Origin of the sequence: Paenibacillus terreus (assembly GCF_042138595.1) — a bacterium.
Classification (GTDB): domain Bacteria; phylum Bacillota; class Bacilli; order Paenibacillales; family Paenibacillaceae; genus Paenibacillus; species Paenibacillus terreus.
The window spans coordinates 284,068-302,612 of record NZ_JBHIRX010000003.1; the positions used below are offsets into that span (position 1 = coordinate 284,068).

16 protein-coding genes are annotated in these 18,545 nt (G+C 52.5%); 5 read left to right on the forward strand and 11 right to left on the reverse strand.

The window, feature by feature from the left end:
* Positions 1-13: 13 nt before the first annotated feature.
* The 4 genes from ACE5KN_RS08245 to ACE5KN_RS08260 form a co-directional block, all read right to left on the reverse strand.
* Positions 14-973 carry a nucleoside hydrolase gene (locus ACE5KN_RS08245; RefSeq protein WP_375525777.1) on the reverse strand — a complete coding sequence of 320 codons (960 nt, stop codon included), beginning with the start codon at positions 971-973 and terminating at the stop codon, positions 14-16.
* Positions 973-2,049 (reverse strand): ABC transporter substrate-binding protein, encoded by a 1,077-nt coding sequence (locus ACE5KN_RS08250; protein ID WP_375525776.1) that lies wholly within the window; start codon positions 2,047-2,049, stop codon positions 973-975. Before ACE5KN_RS08250 ends, ACE5KN_RS08245 begins: the two co-directional genes overlap by 1 nt.
* Positions 2,050-2,218: 169 nt before the next feature.
* Positions 2,219-2,563 carry a DUF2294 domain-containing protein gene (locus ACE5KN_RS08255; RefSeq protein ID WP_355324891.1) on the reverse strand — a complete coding sequence of 115 codons (345 nt, stop codon included), beginning with the start codon at positions 2,561-2,563 and terminating at the stop codon, positions 2,219-2,221.
* Positions 2,564-2,785: 222 nt separating this feature from the next.
* Positions 2,786-3,736 carry a nucleoside hydrolase gene (locus tag ACE5KN_RS08260; protein WP_375525775.1) on the reverse strand — a complete coding sequence of 317 codons (951 nt, stop codon included), beginning with the start codon at positions 3,734-3,736 and terminating at the stop codon, positions 2,786-2,788.
* A gap of 615 nt (positions 3,737-4,351) precedes the next feature.
* On the opposite strand from ACE5KN_RS08260, the gene ACE5KN_RS08265 reads away from it, so the two are divergent.
* On the forward strand, positions 4,352-5,008 hold the full coding sequence (locus ACE5KN_RS08265; protein ID WP_375525774.1) for a hypothetical protein: 657 nt from the start codon (positions 4,352-4,354) through the stop codon (positions 5,006-5,008).
* A 655-nt stretch (positions 5,009-5,663) separates the two neighbouring features.
* Here the strand turns inward: ACE5KN_RS08265 and ACE5KN_RS08270 are convergent.
* Positions 5,664-6,212 carry a MarR family winged helix-turn-helix transcriptional regulator gene (locus tag ACE5KN_RS08270; protein ID WP_375525773.1) on the reverse strand — a complete coding sequence of 183 codons (549 nt, stop codon included), beginning with the start codon at positions 6,210-6,212 and terminating at the stop codon, positions 5,664-5,666.
* Positions 6,202-8,535: a helicase C-terminal domain-containing protein gene (locus tag ACE5KN_RS08275; protein ID WP_375525772.1), complete on the reverse strand. Its 2,334-nt coding sequence runs from the start codon at positions 8,533-8,535 to the stop codon at positions 6,202-6,204. The genes ACE5KN_RS08270 and ACE5KN_RS08275 overlap by 11 nt, the downstream gene beginning before the upstream one ends.
* Positions 8,536-8,803: 268 nt before the next feature.
* Between ACE5KN_RS08275 and ACE5KN_RS08280 the strand changes: the two genes are divergently transcribed.
* A complete protein-coding gene (locus tag ACE5KN_RS08280) occupies positions 8,804-10,660 on the forward strand; it encodes an LTA synthase family protein (RefSeq protein WP_375525771.1) in 1,857 nt (618 codons plus the stop codon).
* 203 nt (positions 10,661-10,863) lie between these two features.
* On the forward strand, positions 10,864-11,040 hold the full coding sequence (locus ACE5KN_RS08285; protein WP_375525770.1) for a Spo0E family sporulation regulatory protein-aspartic acid phosphatase: 177 nt from the start codon (positions 10,864-10,866) through the stop codon (positions 11,038-11,040).
* A gap of 64 nt (positions 11,041-11,104) precedes the next feature.
* On the opposite strand, the gene cidR is transcribed toward ACE5KN_RS08285, so the two are convergent.
* Positions 11,105-12,010 (reverse strand): cidABC operon transcriptional activator CidR, encoded by a 906-nt coding sequence (cidR, locus tag ACE5KN_RS08290; protein WP_375525769.1) that lies wholly within the window; start codon positions 12,008-12,010, stop codon positions 11,105-11,107.
* Positions 12,011-12,436: 426 nt separating this feature from the next.
* Between cidR and ACE5KN_RS08295 the strand changes: the two genes are divergently transcribed.
* Both ACE5KN_RS08295 and ACE5KN_RS08300 read left to right on the forward strand, forming a co-directional pair.
* Entirely contained in the window at positions 12,437-12,808 is a 372-nt protein-coding gene (locus ACE5KN_RS08295) for a CidA/LrgA family protein (protein WP_375525768.1), read from the forward strand.
* Positions 12,805-13,485, forward strand: a complete 681-nt coding sequence (locus ACE5KN_RS08300) for a CidB/LrgB family autolysis modulator (RefSeq protein ID WP_375525767.1) — start codon at positions 12,805-12,807, stop codon at positions 13,483-13,485. The genes ACE5KN_RS08295 and ACE5KN_RS08300 overlap by 4 nt, the downstream gene beginning before the upstream one ends.
* Positions 13,486-13,745: 260 nt before the next feature.
* On the opposite strand, the gene ACE5KN_RS08305 is transcribed toward ACE5KN_RS08300, so the two are convergent.
* The 4 genes from ACE5KN_RS08305 to ACE5KN_RS08320 form a co-directional block, all read right to left on the reverse strand.
* A complete protein-coding gene (locus ACE5KN_RS08305; RefSeq protein WP_375525766.1) occupies positions 13,746-13,874 on the reverse strand; it encodes a hypothetical protein in 129 nt (42 codons plus the stop codon).
* A 210-nt stretch (positions 13,875-14,084) separates the two neighbouring features.
* A complete protein-coding gene (locus tag ACE5KN_RS08310) occupies positions 14,085-15,773 on the reverse strand; it encodes a glycerol-3-phosphate dehydrogenase/oxidase (RefSeq protein ID WP_375525765.1) in 1,689 nt (562 codons plus the stop codon).
* A 222-nt stretch (positions 15,774-15,995) separates the two neighbouring features.
* A complete protein-coding gene (gene glpK, locus ACE5KN_RS08315; RefSeq protein ID WP_375525764.1) occupies positions 15,996-17,489 on the reverse strand; it encodes a glycerol kinase GlpK in 1,494 nt (497 codons plus the stop codon).
* Between the two features lie 37 nt (positions 17,490-17,526).
* The gene (locus ACE5KN_RS08320) at positions 17,527-18,345 is read right to left on the reverse strand and encodes an MIP/aquaporin family protein (protein ID WP_375525763.1); all 819 of its coding nucleotides are present in this window, start codon (positions 18,343-18,345) and stop codon (positions 17,527-17,529) included.
* Positions 18,346-18,545: the final 200 nt, after the last annotated feature.

Genomic DNA, 18,545 nt, shown 5'->3' on the forward strand with positions numbered 1-18,545 from the left:
ACCCAAAATTGGTTTATGCTCCCCCTGACCCGGCAGGGGACATCGCAGTCTTGCCGACCTCCCTGACGAACAGATCAAGAAATGCCGTGCTGTCCACTTCTTCGCACACCGCCATGTTTGGTGCATGTCCCAGCCTGTTCTGGACATCGCCTACCGTCTGCCCGTCGCATAGACGGCTTGAGGTTTCGATGTCCACATACAGGGAAGAAGTCTGCACAAGACCGGAATCGATCGCAACGCCAACAGCGAGCGGATCATGCAGCGCACACGCCCGGACGCCGTAACGTGCTTCGTACCTTTTCGTATAATCAGCGGTGCTTTCCGCAACAAAAGTCTGCAGCTGCGGATCAGCCAGCTTCGCCACATGCTCGGCCGTAAGCAGCGCCTTGCGTGTGACGTCCAGCCCAACCTGAACCAGTCTGCCAAAACCGGCATGAAACACGATGCGGGCTGCTTCCGGATCAGCATACATATTGTACTCGGCTACAGGTGTCACATTCCCGGGGCCGTGAATCACTCCGCCCATAAAAATAACTTCTTTGACAAAGCGGGGAAGCTCGGGACACTTCAACAAAGCGTGCGCCAGATTGGTCAATGGGCCGGTACAGATCAGTGTAAGTTCGCCCGGATGACATTTTGCAAGGTTAATCATGATGTCAGGTGCAAATCCGGCGGAGGGTGCGATACGCGGGGCCTGATTTTTCAATGCCCCGCCCATACCGTCCTCACCATGAACTCTCTTCTCGTCGTAATGGTTCCGGACCAAGGGCGCATCCGCGCCCTGATATACCGGAATATCCGGACGATTGAGCAGATCCATGATCTTGCATGTATTCAAGGTTGCCTGCTCCAGCGATACGTTGCCGCACACCGTTGTAATAGCCTGAATATCCAGACGCCCGCTTTTAACTGCGAGCACTATGCCTAATGCATCATCAATACCCGTGTCTACATCCAGGATCACTTTTTTCATTATTGAGCAACTTCCCTATTCCAGCGGTCTGTCCATGCTTTGATATTTTCATTAACGAAAGACATGTCCAGCTTGACAAGCTTTTCAACAACGTCGGCACCGTAAGTAATGCCCTCCGTGTCAGCCCCGCTCAGCACAACCTCCGTATTTACCGGCGAGTCCACCTTCGCCTTGGCGGATGCCTCTTGTACTTCCTTGCTCAGAATCCAGTTAATGAACTCCTCGGACAGCTCCTTCTGATCGCTTCCTTTTACAATGTTCACGGTATTCATGACCGCATAAGCTCCCTCGGAAGGGGCCACAAATTTAGCGTCAGGAACAGCTGCCTTAAGATCTTTAAAGTACATTTCCATAATAGGTCCGCCGGCAATTTCCTCCTGGCTGAACATGTTGACGAACTCGGAGGTCTGGCCGTAGAATTTGACGATATTCGGGCTCGCTTCCGCCAGCTTTGCGAAAGCGGCATCCTCATTAAACTCCTTGTTGCCGGCTACCTTGGAGGCCATGTCTACAGCCATCGGGCCTGTAGTTGACGTAATGTTAGGCAGGGTCAGGTTATTGGCAAACTTGGGCCCCCACAGATCCGCCCATGAAGTCACGTCGCCGGAAACCATACTCGGGTTGTACGCAATGCCGAGACGTCCAACGGTGTAAGCCGGGCCGTATTCCTCACCAAGCGGCGCTTTTGCAATATCATAAATTTTATCGATATTCGGGATTTTCGAACGGTCAATCTTGTCGAACAGTCCTTCCTGAATTCCTTGCTGCGCATAATAGTCAGACAGGAATACCACGTCAACATCGGAGCTGCCCTGACGGATTTTGTTCAGACGCTCGGCGTTATTGCCGCTATCCACGACAATCTCGACATTATGCTCTTTCTCAAACGGCGCATATACTTCAGATTTGAAGAAATCCTCGGAAAAACCCCAGGTGGAGATGACCAGCTTTTGCTTCCCGCCTTGTGCGGAGCCGCCTTCTTCAGCATTCCCGCTGGTGCTGGCGCTGCTCCCGCAGCCTGCCAGCAATGCAGATGCAAGTGTTACGGTGATGAGACCGCCAAACCATTTTTTCATACCTTGTTTCCCCCCAATTGTAATAACTGCTTATAGATAGAAAAAAGAAAAGCATTCTTGAATGACCAAGAACACTTTTCTTCGTAAACAAAGATAAGCGCTACCCGCTAAAGTTAAACAGGTTCTCCCCTCAGATAGATCCGAGGCGACAAGCCGACTATGCAGTTATTCAGGATGACTTGAGCATGATATTGGTAACAGCCCATTGTGTACCGGTATCATAATCACGGAGCAGGACCTCAATATCAAGCCCTAATTCTTCTTCCAGCTTCTCGCGCAGCCTCTTCTTATAGAGCAAGGACATACGGAAATCCACTTCCAGCTTCAAGCCGGGGGCTTCCCCTTCCAGGGCTTCAGACCGCGGAGAACGCCGATGCTTCGCAACGAGGGTAATCAGATTGTCGTCAACGGTTGCCCGCAACAGCGTGGTGCCGAATCCGAACAAATCCTTCGAAATATCATTGTAAATCCGGTATAAACGTTTCTTACTCTCATTACTGTCCAGCAGCTTCATGAACCCACCCTCATCAAGGACTACCGTACATTTTCAACACCAGCAACTTGAATTATACATAAACTTTCGTGAAATGGCAACCCGCGGCACGACAAATGTAACTTTTCTGCGTGAAAGACGAACAATATGTCGAAAAATGATGAAATGGGTCCTACTTTTCACATTCAACAAGGGGCAAAAGAAGTAACTCCCTGTTGTTTCCAATCAGCCTAGGGCACGCGACTAATAGCGCTGTGGAGCTGCTTTTTTCGCAAGGCCGGTCATATAGTCAAAGAAAGCCTCAGGCTCGGTGTCGTACACCAGCTGAACCGGACGTCCACCTTCCACAGCAACTGTTCTGCCCTGGCTTGGCCCATCGGGAATCACCGTGCAGTTGACCGTTTTCTTACGAACCAAATCAGGTCGGCCGACAGAAGCCGTCGTCAGCACATCCCACAGATAATAGGTGGAATTGGTTTCGCTATAGACAAGCGGCGGGCACCCTGCATAGCAGTTGCCAAGGAAATCAACACCTTCATAGCGGCGTTCCGACGCCCAGCGTCTGCGCACGGCCGGAGTAAGCGGCACCTTGTTCGTGCTCTCCAGCGCGACCAGATCGATTTCGAGCCCGCTCTGCCATACACGCAGCGCAGCTTCCGGATCCCAGAACGCGTTCCATTCCGCCGTACCGTCATGCTCGGGCTCCTCAACGTTGCCTCTTTCGAAAGTTCCCCCCATCCAGACGAGCTTCTCAACTCTATCTTCGATATCAGGCGCCTCATCCAGAGCACGGGCCAGGTCGGTTAACGGACCGGTAAAAAGCAGCACGGTTTTGCCTTCCGTCTCACGGACCTTTTCAATCAGGTGACGGTGGGCAGGCAGTGCAGACAGCGGTGCATCCATGCAGCCCGACTCATTCAGTATCGGCAGGGCGTCAACATAGAATGAATGAATGCGCCAGGCGGCCGGGAAAGGGTTTTTACCGCGGGAGTTGGATTTGGCCACTTCGACGGTTCCATCCCCAAAGCGGTCGATTATTTTGCGGCTGGCGTCCGTGGCAGGCTCCAAATAACCGTCTGCCGGAATAACGGACACACCTGTCAGGCGCACATCCTCCATTTGCAGCAGCATAAACAGCGAAACGAGATCGTCTACGCCCCCGTCATGGTTGAAATATACGTTTTTCAGTGTCATATGTAATTCTCTTCCTTCCTTCGCGCAAATATGCAAGTCAGAACCAATTATGAGGCATCTGCCGTTTGCAGTAAACTCGAACCTGCTGGAAAACGCAGCCCTCCGTGTTTGGCAGCCATGCTCACTACCGCTAAACGCGGTCTGGCTTCCGAGAACTACGTCGATAGACGTTTTTCTTATAAACCATCACTTTTCGGCACATAGGTTTAGCTTCTTTTAAATATTTATTTAGTATTACCATCTATCGCTTCAGTAACGTTGCAGCAAATCTGACAGGATGCACTTCTGACCACCAAACTGTTCTAACAGCTGCCTTTAACGGTTGCCACAACCGCTATTGGTTCCAAAAACGTTGATTTCAAATTATAGCGTTTGCCATGTCGCCTATTTCGCTTGCCCGGGGCATTTCCGCCTTGATTAGGGTAAATAACGTCAATCACGACCGTTAGAATTTGAAAAGACCCTTTTTTCGCGAAATAGCAGCTTCTACACCCGTTAGATTTCCGGCGGACACACTGTCTGCTAGAAACCTAAGCTTTTGCAGAAATCCGAAAGGATCAGGGCCGCAAGTTACCTTAATAAAAAGAGCTTCAGGGCCATGAAAGGAGAATGAGAATGAGAATGACAACGACACTGCTTACGGTTGAGGATCTGGACCGCATCCGGCAGGAATGCAGAGCCATGGTAACGAAACGGGCCGTCGCTTCAGGCGGGACGGCTCTCATTCCGCTGCCCGGCGCGGATGTCTTCGCTGATGTCGGCATTCTGATGCAGCTGCTGCCTGCCATTAACGCCAAATTCGGTCTGTCCGAAAAGGACCTGTCCGGCCTGGATGCGGAAACCAAGTCCATGGTATACGGATTGATCACCTCTGTAGGGAGCAGTCTGATCGGTCGTGTCGTAACAAAAGAAATCATTTTACATCTGCTTCAAAAGCTTGGCCTGCGCTTCGCCACCAAGCATGCCGCCAAGTTCGTGCCCATCCTGGGTCAGGGGCTGGCCGCCACGCTCAGTTTCACAGCTATGCGTGTGATTGGCAACCGGCATGTTGACGAGTGTTATGAGGTTGCCAAGCGCCTTATGCAGCAACGCGCCGCAGCGGAGAACGCGGCCGCTTGGAACGTGCCGCAGACATCGCTTGAGCCGATACCGGCAGGCCGTGTAATCCAACTGCTTCCTCCGGGACCGAAAGGCCGGACAAAGCAGGCTTCAGAGCAGGAAGAACCGCCCGAAAGAATCCTGAACAGAAGCAATCCCCGCATCCGTGTTTAAAGCCTTATTTGTTACTGTCGTGGCTACTAAGGACCCAACCAAGCCCTAGGCAAGCTAAGGTTTTGGTTGGGTTCTCCCATATTTCCTGTCTATTCCATCACTCTGACCTTCAGGACATACCTTGAGTGGGGTAAATATGTAATTTCAATTAACTTGCCCGTGTACGAGGGAGATATATATCGATAGCTCGTAAAATCCTTATCATTGATTTCAATTTCTTGATCATGTAAGCCTCGACTTCTGCTAGAAATATCGTTAGCCGTCCCGTGGACGATTTGATAGTCCTTTGTGAAATAAGGGCCTAAATCCTTCACTCCTACGTACGATTTGTACGAGCAAAAAAAGAAGATGAAAACACCGGTTAATACAAAACAGATCTTTACCCCTGTTGACAGATTTAGCTTTTTGTATTCCTCCTTTTCAATTCGAAGGAAAGCGAGGATAACACAAGCTATTCCACCTAAAATACCTATAAAATGGTTTATAAGCCAAATCGGAAAGTAACGATGAAGATTAAATACATTCGATGGAATAACAATAAGAAAGAGAAGGACAAATACAATAACCGTAAAAAATACACAGATATTTTTCAAAAACCGATTCCCCTCCGAGAGCTCCAGTAAATTCTCCGTACACCTAATAATGAAGCAGCAGGCTATTTCTCAGGCGGCTCCTCCTTGACCAGCCCTCTGCACTCGGGAACCTGCCATATCCGGTCGAAGCTGGTTTTCATTTTCGCGAGAAGCTGCCTCATCATCTCATGATCCTCCTCCGTAAAATCAGACAGCAGCTCCTTAAACAGATTCTTATAGTAGGGAAGAATATCATCCAGAAAAGCCTGCCCGTCTTCCTTCAACCGTACCGTCACCATTCTCCGATCGCCCTTGTGCGCCACCCGTTCAATCATCCCGTCCCGTTCCAGCCCGTCGATTAACCCTGTCATCGTTCCGCGTGTTACATCGGCCAGCTGCGCCAGCTCCGAAGGAGTCATATCATGGGGAGCATTCCGGGACAACAGGCTAAGTACGATAACCCTGCCCTGAGAGGCTCCACGCTTGGCCAGATCACTGTTCATTTCGCGGAAAATCCCGTTCGCCAGTCTGGCAAATGCCAGGAAAGTTTCAATATCCGATATATCCGCTTCTTCATGTCCAAGGTTGCGGAGAATCCCGCGAATAGAGTCGTTATGAAAATTAAAATTCATCCTGTATCCTTCCCGCTCCTTTGCCCAAAAATCGATAATGTCTCCACTCCTCCGGCAGAAGCGAAGCATAAGGCTCCTTCACAAACCGGTCATCCACCAGCACGAGCACCCCTTCATCCGCTTCCGTCCGAATCAGCCGGCCTCCCGCCTGCAGCACTTTGTTCATACCGGGATAAACATAGGCATAATTAAATCCGTTCTTATCTGCACGCTCGAAATAACTGCGGAGAATATCGCGCTCAGCGCCGATCTGCGGCAGCCCTACTCCAACGATAACTACACCGTTCAGCCGATCTCCGGGCAGGTCGACACCTTCAGCGAACACTCCTCCCAGTACCGCAAAACCCATCCGCGTCCTCTCCGGGCCAGGCTGAAACGCAGCCAGAAAAGCATCGCGCTCCTCTTCACGCATCCCCGGACTCTGCACCAGAATCTCTGTGTCCGTATCCCGGCTCATAAACTCTTCGGCCACTTCTCTTAAATAAGGATAGGACGGGAAAAAGACGAGCAGATTGCCTTTCTTCTCCACCGCGAGCGTCTCCAGCATGTCGGCAATCGGTCCCCTTGAACGCTCGCGGTCCCGATAGCGTATCGAAAGCGGCAGGAGGCGGACATCCCATTGCTCTGGATAAAACGGGGAAGGAATATGCAGTGTATAGTCGTCTTCTCCCGCGCCCAGCATGTCCCGGTAATAAGAGAGCGGCGTCAGCGTGGCCGAGAAGTAGACGGCAGATCTGTAACCTTTAACCGCGGAAGCAATCAGAGCGGAAGGGTCCAGACAGAACAGCCGTGTGGTCAGGTCCTCGCGCGTGTCCGCCGAATAGGTGACATAACGTTCATCATACAAACCCGAGACCCGAATCATATTCTGCACGGCAAAGTAAGTGTCCAGCAGCAATGCCTGCGCTTCGGCATCCCCTCCTGCGGGCTCAAGCAGCTCCCGCTCAGCCGCCCCCGCGAAGGAGGCAAGCACCTCGATAAGCTCATGAGGCTGCTCCTCGGAGACCTCATAACCGGCTTCCTTCAAAGCTTTGCGCAAATTAATGAAATAAGTGTTTACTGTACCGGCTGCGGCGGCAACCCCCGGATTCACCGTCTTGAATGCTCGCTTCAGCTCAAGGAAAGCGTCTTTGCCGATCTCCGCCGAATACATGTCACGGCCGCGCTCCACCAGATTATGCGCCTCGTCCACCAGAAGCACGCTCTTCCGCTTGTGCTCCTCCAGCTGACGTTTCAGGGAGATTCGCGGATCGAACACATAGTTGTAATCACAAATCACAGCATCTGAGGCATATGCCACGTCCAGAGAGAATTCGAAGGGGCATACTCTGTGCTTGCGGGCGTAGGACTCTATAACCGGACGGGTCATGATCGTCTCATTGCCCAGAATGTCCAATACCGCACCGTTGATCCTGTCATAATATCCATCGCACATCGCGCATTCCCCGGCATCGCATTGATTCTCGTCCTTGAAGCAAATTTTATCCTTGGCTGTCAAAGTAATGACATGAATATGCAGGCCATGACGCTGCATCCGGGCAAAGGCTTCCTCTGCCCCGGCGCGGGTGGTGGTACGTGCGGTCAGGTAAAAAATCCGCTGTATCCCTTCCTCCGTCACCGACTTCAATGCCGGATAGAGGGTGGATATCGTCTTGCCGATGCCGGTTGGCGCCTTCGCAAACAGATTCACGCCTTCGGCGATCGTTTTATACACCGCACCTGCCAGCTTGCGCTGTCCTGCCCTGTACTGCTCAAATGGGAATTCCAGCGTACGGATGCTATCATCCCTGCGCTCCCTGTGATCCGCCAGGAGGCGCGCATAAGGCGCGTAGGCCGCGAGCAGAGAGCGTACGAAATCCTCCAGCTCGGGTAGCGAAAGCTGCCGCCGGAAGCGCCTCGTCTCTCCATTCTCCTGCTGGACGTAGGTTAACTGGACCTGCATGGAAGGTACACCTTCGTCCTTTGCAATAATATAAGCGTACAGCATAGCCTGAGCCCAGTGCACAGGCAGCCCGTCTCCTTCCAGCTCTCGGGCCGCTCCTGTGAAGGACTTGATTTCATCAACCGTCAGGACGCCATCCAGCTCGATGAGGCCGTCGCAGCGTCCTTCCACCAGGAAGAGAATATCCTCGTGAACGAGCTCCGATTTCAGCAGCACTTCCTTTCTGTCCGTCTCTTTATATTGCGCCTGAATGCTTTGATGCACCCTTGTCCCTTCCTGCATGCTGCCAGCGGAGCGAAACCCGGGTATAATGCTGCCGCTCCGATATACATACTCAACCAGCGGCCTAACTGAAATATGAACTGTTGCTCTCGGTTTCATGGGATCACCCGTTCCGATCTTTATCCTTTCACTTTACCATGCCTCGGGGGAAAACGTAAGTGATCCGAATGAACCAGCCGGTTTCAGATGGACGCCAAGGTGATGAATTTTCAAAAAAACGGGTAAATAAGTAAGACATTCACCACATTATAGAAGTAACAAGGGCGGCGACGGTGAGCAGCTGTTCCCGTCCTGCTTTTGCAAACTGCTCCATGATTGTTTAACGTAGTTCTCCATAAGTATCATTTGCCGAGAGGAGGCTCCAGCTTTGCTGTCCGTGCGGTTGGTCCGGCTTTTGCAAAGCCCGTTCATCCTGTTTACAATCCTGATGATATTCAAAAGCAGCCTGGCCTGGAATTCGATCTTCGGCGAAATTTCACTCTGGCGGCCCATGCTGACGGAGCTGCCTTTTATATGGCTGATTTTCTCCTTCATTGAATGGTTCGCAGCCAAGAGAAGACTTTGGTATTACATGTCCGTCAACCTGCTGCTTACCGGCATCTTTTTCGCAGCTATCATGTACTTCAAATATTACGGTGTTATCGTTACATATCATGCGCTGTCTCAGATGAATCTGGCTGCTTCCGTTAAAAGCAGCATGTTTTCCCTGCTCGACCCGTATTATCTGCTGATTTTTACCGACATTGCCATGCTTGGATTTCTGCTCACCCGCCGCCGGCACTTTTATTTCCTGCTCAGCGCCAAAAGGCTCCGCAGAAAGAGCATTCCTGTGCTGTTCATGCTTTCCCTCGCCGTATGTCTTCTGAATGTATGGCCCAACAGCGCAAGCATGAATGAAATCAAACAAGCGGAGAAAATGGGGATTCTTAATTATGAAGCTTTTACGGTGATTATGAACAACGGGCCTGTTCAGGTCCCGGCAATGCAAGTGACGCAGGCGGATATCAACAGGCTCAAGGGAATCAGCGCAGAAGTTTGGAATTCTCCATACTGGAAGGCGGCGAAAGGAAAGAACGTCATTCTGATTCAAATGGAATCGTTCCAAAACTTTCTGATCGGATTGTCCATAGACGGACAGCCGGTGACACCCAACATGAACAAACTGGCCCGGGAGCAGGTGTATTCCCCCTCTTTTTATCAGCAGGTAGGCCAGGGAAATACGTCGGACGCCGAGTTTGTAACGAATACCTCAATGTACATTCCGCCAAGGGGAGCGGCATCTGGAGTTTACAGCGGCAAGGAGCTGCCAAGCCTGCCCCGGCTGCTGGGCGAACATGGCTATATAGCTGTCACGTTCCATACCAATGAAGTGTCGTTCTGGAACAGGGAGGAGCTGTACCGGGCGCTGGGATTCGAACGTTATTATGACAGGTCGTTTTTTGGCACGGAAGACACCGTCGCCTTCGGCGCCTCCGATGAAGTCCTGTACTCCCGCACAGCGGGCGAGCTGGCGAAGCTGGACCGGGGGGATAAACCATTTTATGCACATATTATTACCATGTCAGCCCATCACCCGTTTGACATCCCTGAGTCCAAATATAAAATAAAGCTGCCCGCCCGTTTCGAGGGCACTCTGGCAGGAGACTATCTCCGCGCCCAGAGTTATGCCGACTATGCCCTGGGTCTGTTTATTGAGGACTTGAAGAAAAACGGCGTATGGGATAACAGCATCATCTTTATTTATGGCGATCATCAGGGGCTGCCCGTATACTCGCTGGACAGTAGCGATCAGGCGCTCATGAATGAAATATACGGCCGCGAATACCGGAGCGCGGATATGATCAATGTCCCGCTTATTATAGCCGCTCCCGGTATTCTGCAGCACCGGCAGCTTACCCGCGCAGGCGGACAGGTTGACATTCTGCCGACTGCAGCCCACCTGCTTGGCATTTCCCTGCAAGGGCAGCCGCATTTCGGCCAGGACCTGCTCGCGTCTGCACCAAACCTCCTGCCGCAGCGCTATTATCTGCCCTCAGGCACCGTATTGAATGACCACACCCTGTTTATTCCGGGAGCGGGCTATGAGGACGGGCGTTTTTACAGTCTGCGCGGCGGGGAAGCACAGGAGCAGGGAGCGCTAAGCCAGAGCGAGTATCAGCGCGCATTAAAGCTGCTGCAGCTGTCGGACAGCTACATCCGGCAGCTGCCTGATCTCCCCGAATGAACGCAAGAGCGGGGTTGGTGATCTGATCAGAACGCCAGCCTTCGCGAGCGTGATAATAGGTTCTCTATTAAAAAGAAATTAAAATAAATGATATAAGTTATGGTAAAATATTATAAATTGATGATAAAATGCCGATAAGCATAATGTACATGTTTTTATCAACAGCAGTGTAAAAGCATGACATCTTATGAGGAGGTGCCCTTGTGAACCTCAAAAAACTTGAACAATTGTTGGAAAAAGAGCGTCAGGAACTGAATCAGATGGCAAATCAGCATGGACTCAGAGACGAGCGTGTGTTGGACAAGTCGCTTAAGGTGGACCGGATTCTGGATATATACAACCGAGCCAAGCTTGCGGCCTTCCGCCCGCCCTTGAATTAAAAATAATGAAAGCCGCTGTCCGGGAGACAGCGGTTTTTTTCGTGGTTCTTCCCCTTGCTCACCATTATTCGCCGCTTTCCCGGCTGCTCTTCCGGAGCATGGACTGGGTAAAGGAAATCCACTCGCGCGCCGCAAACGACAGGTAGCGGTCTTTGCGCCAGATCATCGCCAGATGCCAGGGAATCACGGGATCTGTAAGCGGGATGACTTTAACCCTTCTCGGGTCCATGTCGCGGCAGATCGTTTCCGGCAGCAGCGCGATACCGAGCTTGGCGGCCACCATCTCCGATATTAAATCCCACTGCGAGCTCTCGTATACCACCCGCGGCTGAAAGCCTGCCCGCACACATTCCTCAATAATACGATCATGCAGGGCAAAATTTTCCTGAAAAAGTATAAAGGCATCCTCTGCAAGCTCACTCAAGGCCACCCTGGGTCTGCCCGCCAGCGGATGCTCCGGGTGCACAAGCAGATTCAGCTTTTCCTTCACAAATGAAAAAGAATCGAATACATCCGATCCCGTCGGCAGCACGACCACCCCGATATCCAAAGCGCCCGAAGCTACGTCGACTTCCACCTTCTTGGCCCCGTCCTCAAAAAGCTGCAGCGTGACTTCCGGATATTCTTTGTGAAATTCACCGATGACCATGGGAAAAAAACTGGACCCGACCATGGGCGGCAGACCGATCCGGATATGACCTTTCCGCAAATTCATCAAATCCCCCAGTTCTGAGGAAAGATTCTGAAACGCCTTCACAATATCTTGCGCCTGCGTTTCGATAACGCGGCCTGCATCCGTCAGCTCGACTTTTTTTCCGATCCTGTCCAGCAGCACAACGCCAAGCTCATCCTCAAGCCCCTTGATCGTCTTGCTGATCGTTGGCTGAGTGATGAACAGAGACTGGGCCGCTTTCGTGAAGCTCCGCTGCCGCGCCACCTCCAGGAAATACTGTAAATGCCGGATATCCATGGGTACTCCTTTCCATAGCTAAATGGAATACAAAACATTCTTAATATGCATTTTACCCATGAAAACATGTGTTGTAAAATTTCAATACAGTATGAAAACGAAGCGATTCCCGCAAAGGAATTCTGATCCATAAAGCATACAAACTATAAATGCGTGTTCAAAAAGTCAGGTTTTCAGCACCGAAGCCTATGCTTCCGAAGTGCGTTTTTTCAAAACGCTGGAGTTGGATGAAGCTAGGGACTGAGGAGCGGAGCGTACTTGGGGTACGTGAGCACCTGAAATGTTTCCGCAGGAAACATGCTTCGTAAGCATACGCTTAGTCCCGGCTGAATTCAAGATTCGATGTCGAGTCTGCTTCCTGATTTCCTTCGTGATCAAAAGATGACTTTTTGAACTACCTCTATTACAAACAAGGAGCGATGGTTTATGAAAACTGTGTTGCGCAGCGTGATTCAAATAGCTCTGCTGCTCGCCTTCTCAGCCGCGCTCAACGCACTGGTAAACTGGCTGCATTGGCCTGTGCCGGGCAGCATCATCGGCATGGTGATCCTGTTCATTCTGCTGCAGACCGGCGTGGTCCGCTTAAGCTGGATCGAAGCCGGAGCCAACTGGCTGCTGGCCGAACTGCTGCTGTTCTTCATTCCATCGGCGGTGGGGGTTATGGACTACGGCCCTATGCTTGAGCATAACGGCATGAGCATTCTACTCATTGTGCTGTTAGGAACGTTTATCGTCATGGCCGTTACCGGCCTTGTTGCCACGATCATTGCCAAAGGAAAGGAGCGAAAAGCTTCATGACCGGACTTCTCTGTCTTATCCTGACCATCGCTATCTATGTGCTGGCCAAAAAAATGTACCGGAAGCTGCCCAAAGTGTATCTGTCCCCGCTCCTGATCACGCCTGTCGTTATTATTCTCATTCTCATGCTTTCAGGCGTATCTTACAGCACGTACAATGAGGGCGGACATTGGCTTTCCCTGCTGCTGCAGCCAGCCACGATTGCTTTTGCCATCCCGCTGCACCGCTATTTTCCTGTGCTGAAGAAGCATTCCGGCGAAATTGTGGCGAGCGTGCTGAGCGGTTCCCTGATCGCCGTTGTGTCCTCGCTGCTGCTGGCCCGCTGGCTGCATCTGGATGCGTCGCTCATGAACAGCATCATTCCACGGTCCATCACTACACCGATTGCGATGAACGTATCACAGACCATCGGCGGCAATCCGACGATTACGGCCGTCTTTGTTATCCTGACTGGTCTGAGCGGACTGGTCGTCGGTCCGCTTACGCTGCGCCTGTTCCGCTTTGAGAATGAGATCGCGCGCGGCGTTCTGTTCGGTACGGCGGCTCACGGCACTGGCACCTCCAAGGCGTTCGAACTGAGCTCGCTGACCGGCACGATTTCGAGCATTTCCATGGTGCTTGCTGCGGTGTTCACATTGGCAAGCGCCCCGTTTCTTGTAAGTCTGTTACTGCAATAACAACATAGTTATGGAATCTCTCTATATCCTGTGTGATAGCAGCAAGCGGATAACCAGGGTCTCCGGTTATCCGCTATACAATAAATGTGCTGCCTTGTGGGAGTAGTACTAAATATGGTATCATGAAGATAGATTTTGCAGGGTAAAATAAAAGTAACCGCGATGCTGTAACATCGCGGCTACGACAAAGGCCGGCGGGTGACCACGGCGAGTATTTCATACTAATTACGAAAAACCACCGGGCGTTCTAGGATCCCAACCTATTCCCGGTGGTTTTTCTTGTCTCGTGCGGCTTTCCAGGCACTGCATAAGGCAATTACGCCTACGGCAATACTCACCAGCTTATCGCTGATTTCCAGGAAATGCTGCACTACTTCAAGAAGTGACACGGCGTCACCCCCTCTCGGGTTAGCTTCGCCGTGTCTTATCCCACCGGTTACCCTGTCCTTCCAATTATACCATCAATCCCGAAGACTAGGCTATTAATCTCTCTGTTATCCTAACTATTTCCTCTTTATCCGTGAATCCCCGCTTCAAGTGGGTTTCCCTACAAAACTGGGAGACCGCAATATTACGGTCCCCCCTTTCAAGATACATATTCAACCAACCGTCACTGCACTCTTCTCGTCCTCAGGCACCACGGCATAATGCAGCTCTGTTTCCAGCTCCTCCGTGTACCGCTCACGCTGCTCCGCGCTCCAGCCTGCCCGTTCGGCCATGAGGGCAATCGCCTGTGACTTCCACTGCTTCACCCAGGCGATATTGAAGAAGAGAGCGCCGGTGCGGCGGATGAAGAAATCAGCCGGTGTAACCGCCATCTCCTCTTCCAACGCGTACAGCAGCGGAACTCTTATTTCGTCCGGCAGCGACTCCTCGGTCTGCCCCTCCTTCGGACGGGCGGCGATGGTGAACAGCCGCTCGGCATTGGAACCATAACGCTTGGCCCAGGCTTCCGCCAGCTGCCGCGGCACACCTTGAGAGGCGCCCTTATCAGCGGCCGAGCGCACGAAGCTGTCAAAGCCCTTGGAGCCGCCCACGTCACCGCCGGACATGGTCAGCTCTCTGGTCACTGCACCGCCATAGGAGGTGCCTGTGCGTTCCTTCAGCAGCTCAGCTGCCCGGTCTACCACCATTTCCGCCATTTTACGATAGCCTGTCAGCTTACCCCCTGCAATGGTGACCAGCCCTGAAGCCGACTCCCAGATTTCATCCTTGCGGGAAATTTCCGACGGGTCCTTGCCCTCTTCGTAAATGAGCGGACGCACCCCCGCCCAACTGGACTCTACATCCTCGGCAGTAATTTTCACTTCCGGGAACATATAATTGATCGCATTGATAATATAAGTGCGGTCTGCCGTAGTCATGCGCGGATGGGCCGTATCCGCCTTGTATACCGTATCCGTCGTTCCGACATAGGCTTTGCCGTCCCGCGGAATCGCAAACACCATCCGTCCATCCGGTGTATCGAAATAAATCGCCTGACGCAGCGGGAAGCGCTGCTGGTCGAAGACCAGGTGCACACCCTTGGTCAGCTGCAGCGTCTTGCCCTTCTTGGACCCATCCATCTCGCGCAGCGAATCCACCCATGGCCCAGCCGCGTTGATGACCAGCGTTGCGCGGACATCATAACCTTCGCCCGACACGCGGTCCGTCACATGTGCCCCGGCCACACGGCCGTTCTCATAGAGCAGCTTGGAGACCTTGGCATAGTTTACAGCAAGCGCTCCGGAAGAGACTGCTTTTTTCATAACCTCGATCGTCATCCGGGCATCATCCGTCCGGTATTCCACGTAGGAGCCGCCGCCCTTCAAGCCTTCGCGCTTCAGCAGCGGCTCTTTGGCAAGCGTCTGCTGCGCATCAAGCATCCGCCGCCGCTCGCTGTGCTTGACACCCGCCAGCCGGTCGTATACCTGCAGTCCGATGGAGGTTGTGAACTTGCCGAATGTTCCCCCTTTATGCATCGGCAGCAGCATGCGTTCCGGTGTGGTGACATGCGGACCGTTCTCGTATACGATCGCCCGCTCTTTGCCGACCTCAGCTACCATTCCCACTTCAAACTGCTTCAAATAGCGCAAGCCGCCGTGAACAAGCTTCGTGGATCGGCTGGATGTTCCTGCTGCAAAATCCTGCATTTCCGCCAGCGCCACCTTCATCCCCCGTGTAGCCGCGTCGAGCGCAATCCCCGCTCCTGTAATTCCGCCGCCGATCACAAGCACGTCGAAATGCTCTCCTGCCATCCGCCGCAGCAGCTTGGCCCGCTCGTTTCCTGCAAATTGCACTGTAGTCATGTCGATTCCCTCCGTTTTTTTAGTTGATAACTGCCATGCAAGCAGGTCATAGTCCGAAAAAAAAGAGACCACGAACTTCACCGCAGCAGTAATGCCGGGTGCATCGTGGTCTCTCCCAATCTCCTGACAAGGATATTAACTTGTGATTATCGTACCATACTGCCTTGGAAAAATAAATGATAAATCCGCCGCATTACCGTTCCTGTTTTAATTGAATGCCCATTATTTGAAGGCCATCGCGGCATGAACCGCCTTTTTCCATCCGTCATACAGGCTTTCTCGGGTATTCTCATCCATTGCCGGTTCGAAGGAGCGCTCCACCTTCATATGAGAGCGCAGCTCATCAATGTCCTTCCAGAAACCCACGGCCAGGCCCGCCAGGGAAGCCGCACCCAGCGCCGTCGTTTCATGAACGGCAGGCCGCTCTACGACAGAACCGAGGATATCGCTCTGGAACTGCATCAGGAAGTTGTTCAGCACCGCGCCGCCGTCCACCTTGAGCGTCTTCATTTTGATCCCTGAATCACTCTCCATGGCTGCCAGCACATCCCGCGTTTGATAGGCCAGTGCCTCCAGTGTAGCCCGGATAAAATGTTCCTTGGTCGTGCCGCGTGTCAATCCGAACATGGCTCCGCGGACATCGCTGTCCCAGTACGGGCTGCCCAGCCCTACAAAGGCAGGGACCATGTACACGCCGTCGGTCGACTCCACGCGAGTAGCATAGGCTTCACTGTCCTTCGCTTCCTTGAACATGCGCAGTCCGTCGCGCAGCCATTGAATGGCCGAGCCTGCCACGAAAATACTGCCCTCCAGCGCATACTGCACCTTGCCCTCTTCCAATCCCCAGGCGATGGTGGTAATCAGCCCGTGCTCGGATTCGACCGGCTGATCCCCGGTGTTCATCAGCATAAAGCAGCCTGTGCCGTACGTGTTCTTGGCCATGCCTTTGTCATAACATGCCTGCCCGAACAGAGCTGCCTGCTGGTCCCCGGCTGCTCCCGCGATCGGCACATTTTGGCCGAAGAAATGGTAATCGACCGTATGAGCGTACACTTCGGAAGAAGGACGGACCTGTGGCAGCATGCTTTGCGGTACACCCAGAATGTCCAGCAGCTCTTCATCCCATTTCAGTTCATGAATGTTGTACATCAGCGTTCTGGAGGCGTTGGTATAATCCGTCACGTGCGCCTTGCCGCCGGAGAGCTTCCAGATGAGCCACGTATCAATCGTTCCGAAAAGCAGCTCGCCGCGCTCGGCCTTCTCACGTGCGCCTTCCACATGGTCCAGAATCCACTTCACCTTCGTGCCGGAGAAGTAAGGGTCGATCAGCAGCCCTGTTTTACGGCGGAATACATCGTTAAGATCCTGCTTTTTCAGCTCTTCGCAGATGTCAGCGGTCTGACGGGACTGCCATACGATGACATTATACACTGGCAGACCTGTTTCTTTGTCCCATACCACAACGGTTTCACGCTGATTGGTGATGCCGATGCCGGCAATCTGTGAAGCTTTGACTCCCGACTCGGACAGGCAGGACGCGATGACCGCGAGAATGGAGCTCCAGATTTCATTGGCATTCTGCTCCACCCAGCCCGGATGGGGAAAATATTGCGGAAATTCCTGCTGCGCCGTATATACAATTTCACCGTTACGGTTGAAAAGAATAGCCCGTGAACTGGTTGTTCCCTGATCCAGCGACAAAATATATTTTTCCATGAGTATGCCCTCCTATATAGTTAATCATTAATTGTAATTAAGCTGCCAGCTTGCCTGTGCTGGCTCCGCGCTTGCGTCCGGCCTGCAGAGCGATGGCGAGCACAACAACGATCAGCGCAAGCACCACCCAGAACGCGGGAGTGAGAACCCCTTTAAACACAGCACTGTAAAAGAGCCCTCCGAATGAACCGCCCAGCAGCGGACCGACAATCGGAACCCACGCATATTTCCAGTTGCAGCTTCCTTTGCCCGCAATCGGCAGCAGAAAGTGGGCAAGACGCGGTCCGAAATCACGGGCCGGGTTGATAGCATAACCTGTCGTTCCGCCCAGAGACAAACCGATGCTGACGACCAGAAAGCCGACGATCAGCGGGTTCAGCCCTTCAGTAAAAGCATTGGCTCCCATGGCTTGCAGAGCGAGCACAAAAATGAATGTTCCGATCATCTCGCTGAGCACATTCGCGAACGGATGGTCAATGGCCGGTCCGGTGGCAAACACGCCAAGCTTCGCACCCGGGTCCTCCGTGGCCTTCCAATGTGGCAGATAATGCAGATATACCAGCGCTGCACCTACCATCGCCCCAAGCACCTGGGCAATAATGTAGCCAGGCACCTCAGCCCACGGGAATGTCCCCTGGAATGCCAGCGCCAGCGTAACCGCCGGGTTCAGATGCGCTCCGCTAATCCCCCCAACCGCATAAACCGCAAACGCCACCGCCAATCCCCAGCCCATGCCGATGACGATCCAGCCGGAGTTCTGCGCGAGCGATTTGTTCAGTGTAACCCCCGCGCAAACTCCCGCGCCGAGAGTGATCAGAATCATGGTGCCAATAAATTCAGCAAAAATCGGCGTCATACTCATATACCTCCTTTATTTTCCCTGCTTGACTTCATGTAAACTTCATGCAAATTTTCAACCGCACAAAAAAGAGAAGAGCCGTCACAAAACGCCCCCCACGCTGCAGCATGGGATGTCTGTGTGGCTCTCCTCGTCTCCGTCACGGTGTATTAACTTGAGTTGATCATATCGTAACATGAAAGCGGTGTCAACATGAT

What these genes read in the sequence shown, in the direction of transcription:
- ACE5KN_RS08245 (WP_375525777.1), bottom strand. Translation starts at nt 973, where the DNA reads ATGAAAAAAGTGATCCTGGATGTAGACACGGGTATTGATGATGCATTA.
- ACE5KN_RS08265 (WP_375525774.1), top strand. Translation starts at nt 4,352, where the DNA reads ATGAGAATGACAACGACACTGCTTACGGTTGAGGATCTGGACCGCATC.
- glpK (WP_375525764.1), bottom strand. Translation starts at nt 17,489, where the DNA reads ATGGAAAAATATATTTTGTCGCTGGATCAGGGAACAACCAGTTCACGG.
- ACE5KN_RS08260 (WP_375525775.1), bottom strand. Translation starts at nt 3,736, where the DNA reads ATGACACTGAAAAACGTATATTTCAACCATGACGGGGGCGTAGACGAT.
- ACE5KN_RS08270 (WP_375525773.1), bottom strand. Translation starts at nt 6,212, where the DNA reads ATGAATTTTAATTTTCATAACGACTCTATTCGCGGGATTCTCCGCAAC.
- ACE5KN_RS08275 (WP_375525772.1), bottom strand. Translation starts at nt 8,535, where the DNA reads ATGAAACCGAGAGCAACAGTTCATATTTCAGTTAGGCCGCTGGTTGAG.
- ACE5KN_RS08300 (WP_375525767.1), top strand. Translation starts at nt 12,805, where the DNA reads ATGACCGGACTTCTCTGTCTTATCCTGACCATCGCTATCTATGTGCTG.
- cidR (WP_375525769.1), bottom strand. Translation starts at nt 12,010, where the DNA reads ATGGATATCCGGCATTTACAGTATTTCCTGGAGGTGGCGCGGCAGCGG.
- ACE5KN_RS08255 (WP_355324891.1), bottom strand. Translation starts at nt 2,563, where the DNA reads ATGAAGCTGCTGGACAGTAATGAGAGTAAGAAACGTTTATACCGGATT.
- ACE5KN_RS08310 (WP_375525765.1), bottom strand. Translation starts at nt 15,773, where the DNA reads ATGACTACAGTGCAATTTGCAGGAAACGAGCGGGCCAAGCTGCTGCGG.
- ACE5KN_RS08295 (WP_375525768.1), top strand. Translation starts at nt 12,437, where the DNA reads ATGAAAACTGTGTTGCGCAGCGTGATTCAAATAGCTCTGCTGCTCGCC.
- ACE5KN_RS08320 (WP_375525763.1), bottom strand. Translation starts at nt 18,345, where the DNA reads ATGACGCCGATTTTTGCTGAATTTATTGGCACCATGATTCTGATCACT.
- ACE5KN_RS08250 (WP_375525776.1), bottom strand. Translation starts at nt 2,049, where the DNA reads ATGAAAAAATGGTTTGGCGGTCTCATCACCGTAACACTTGCATCTGCA.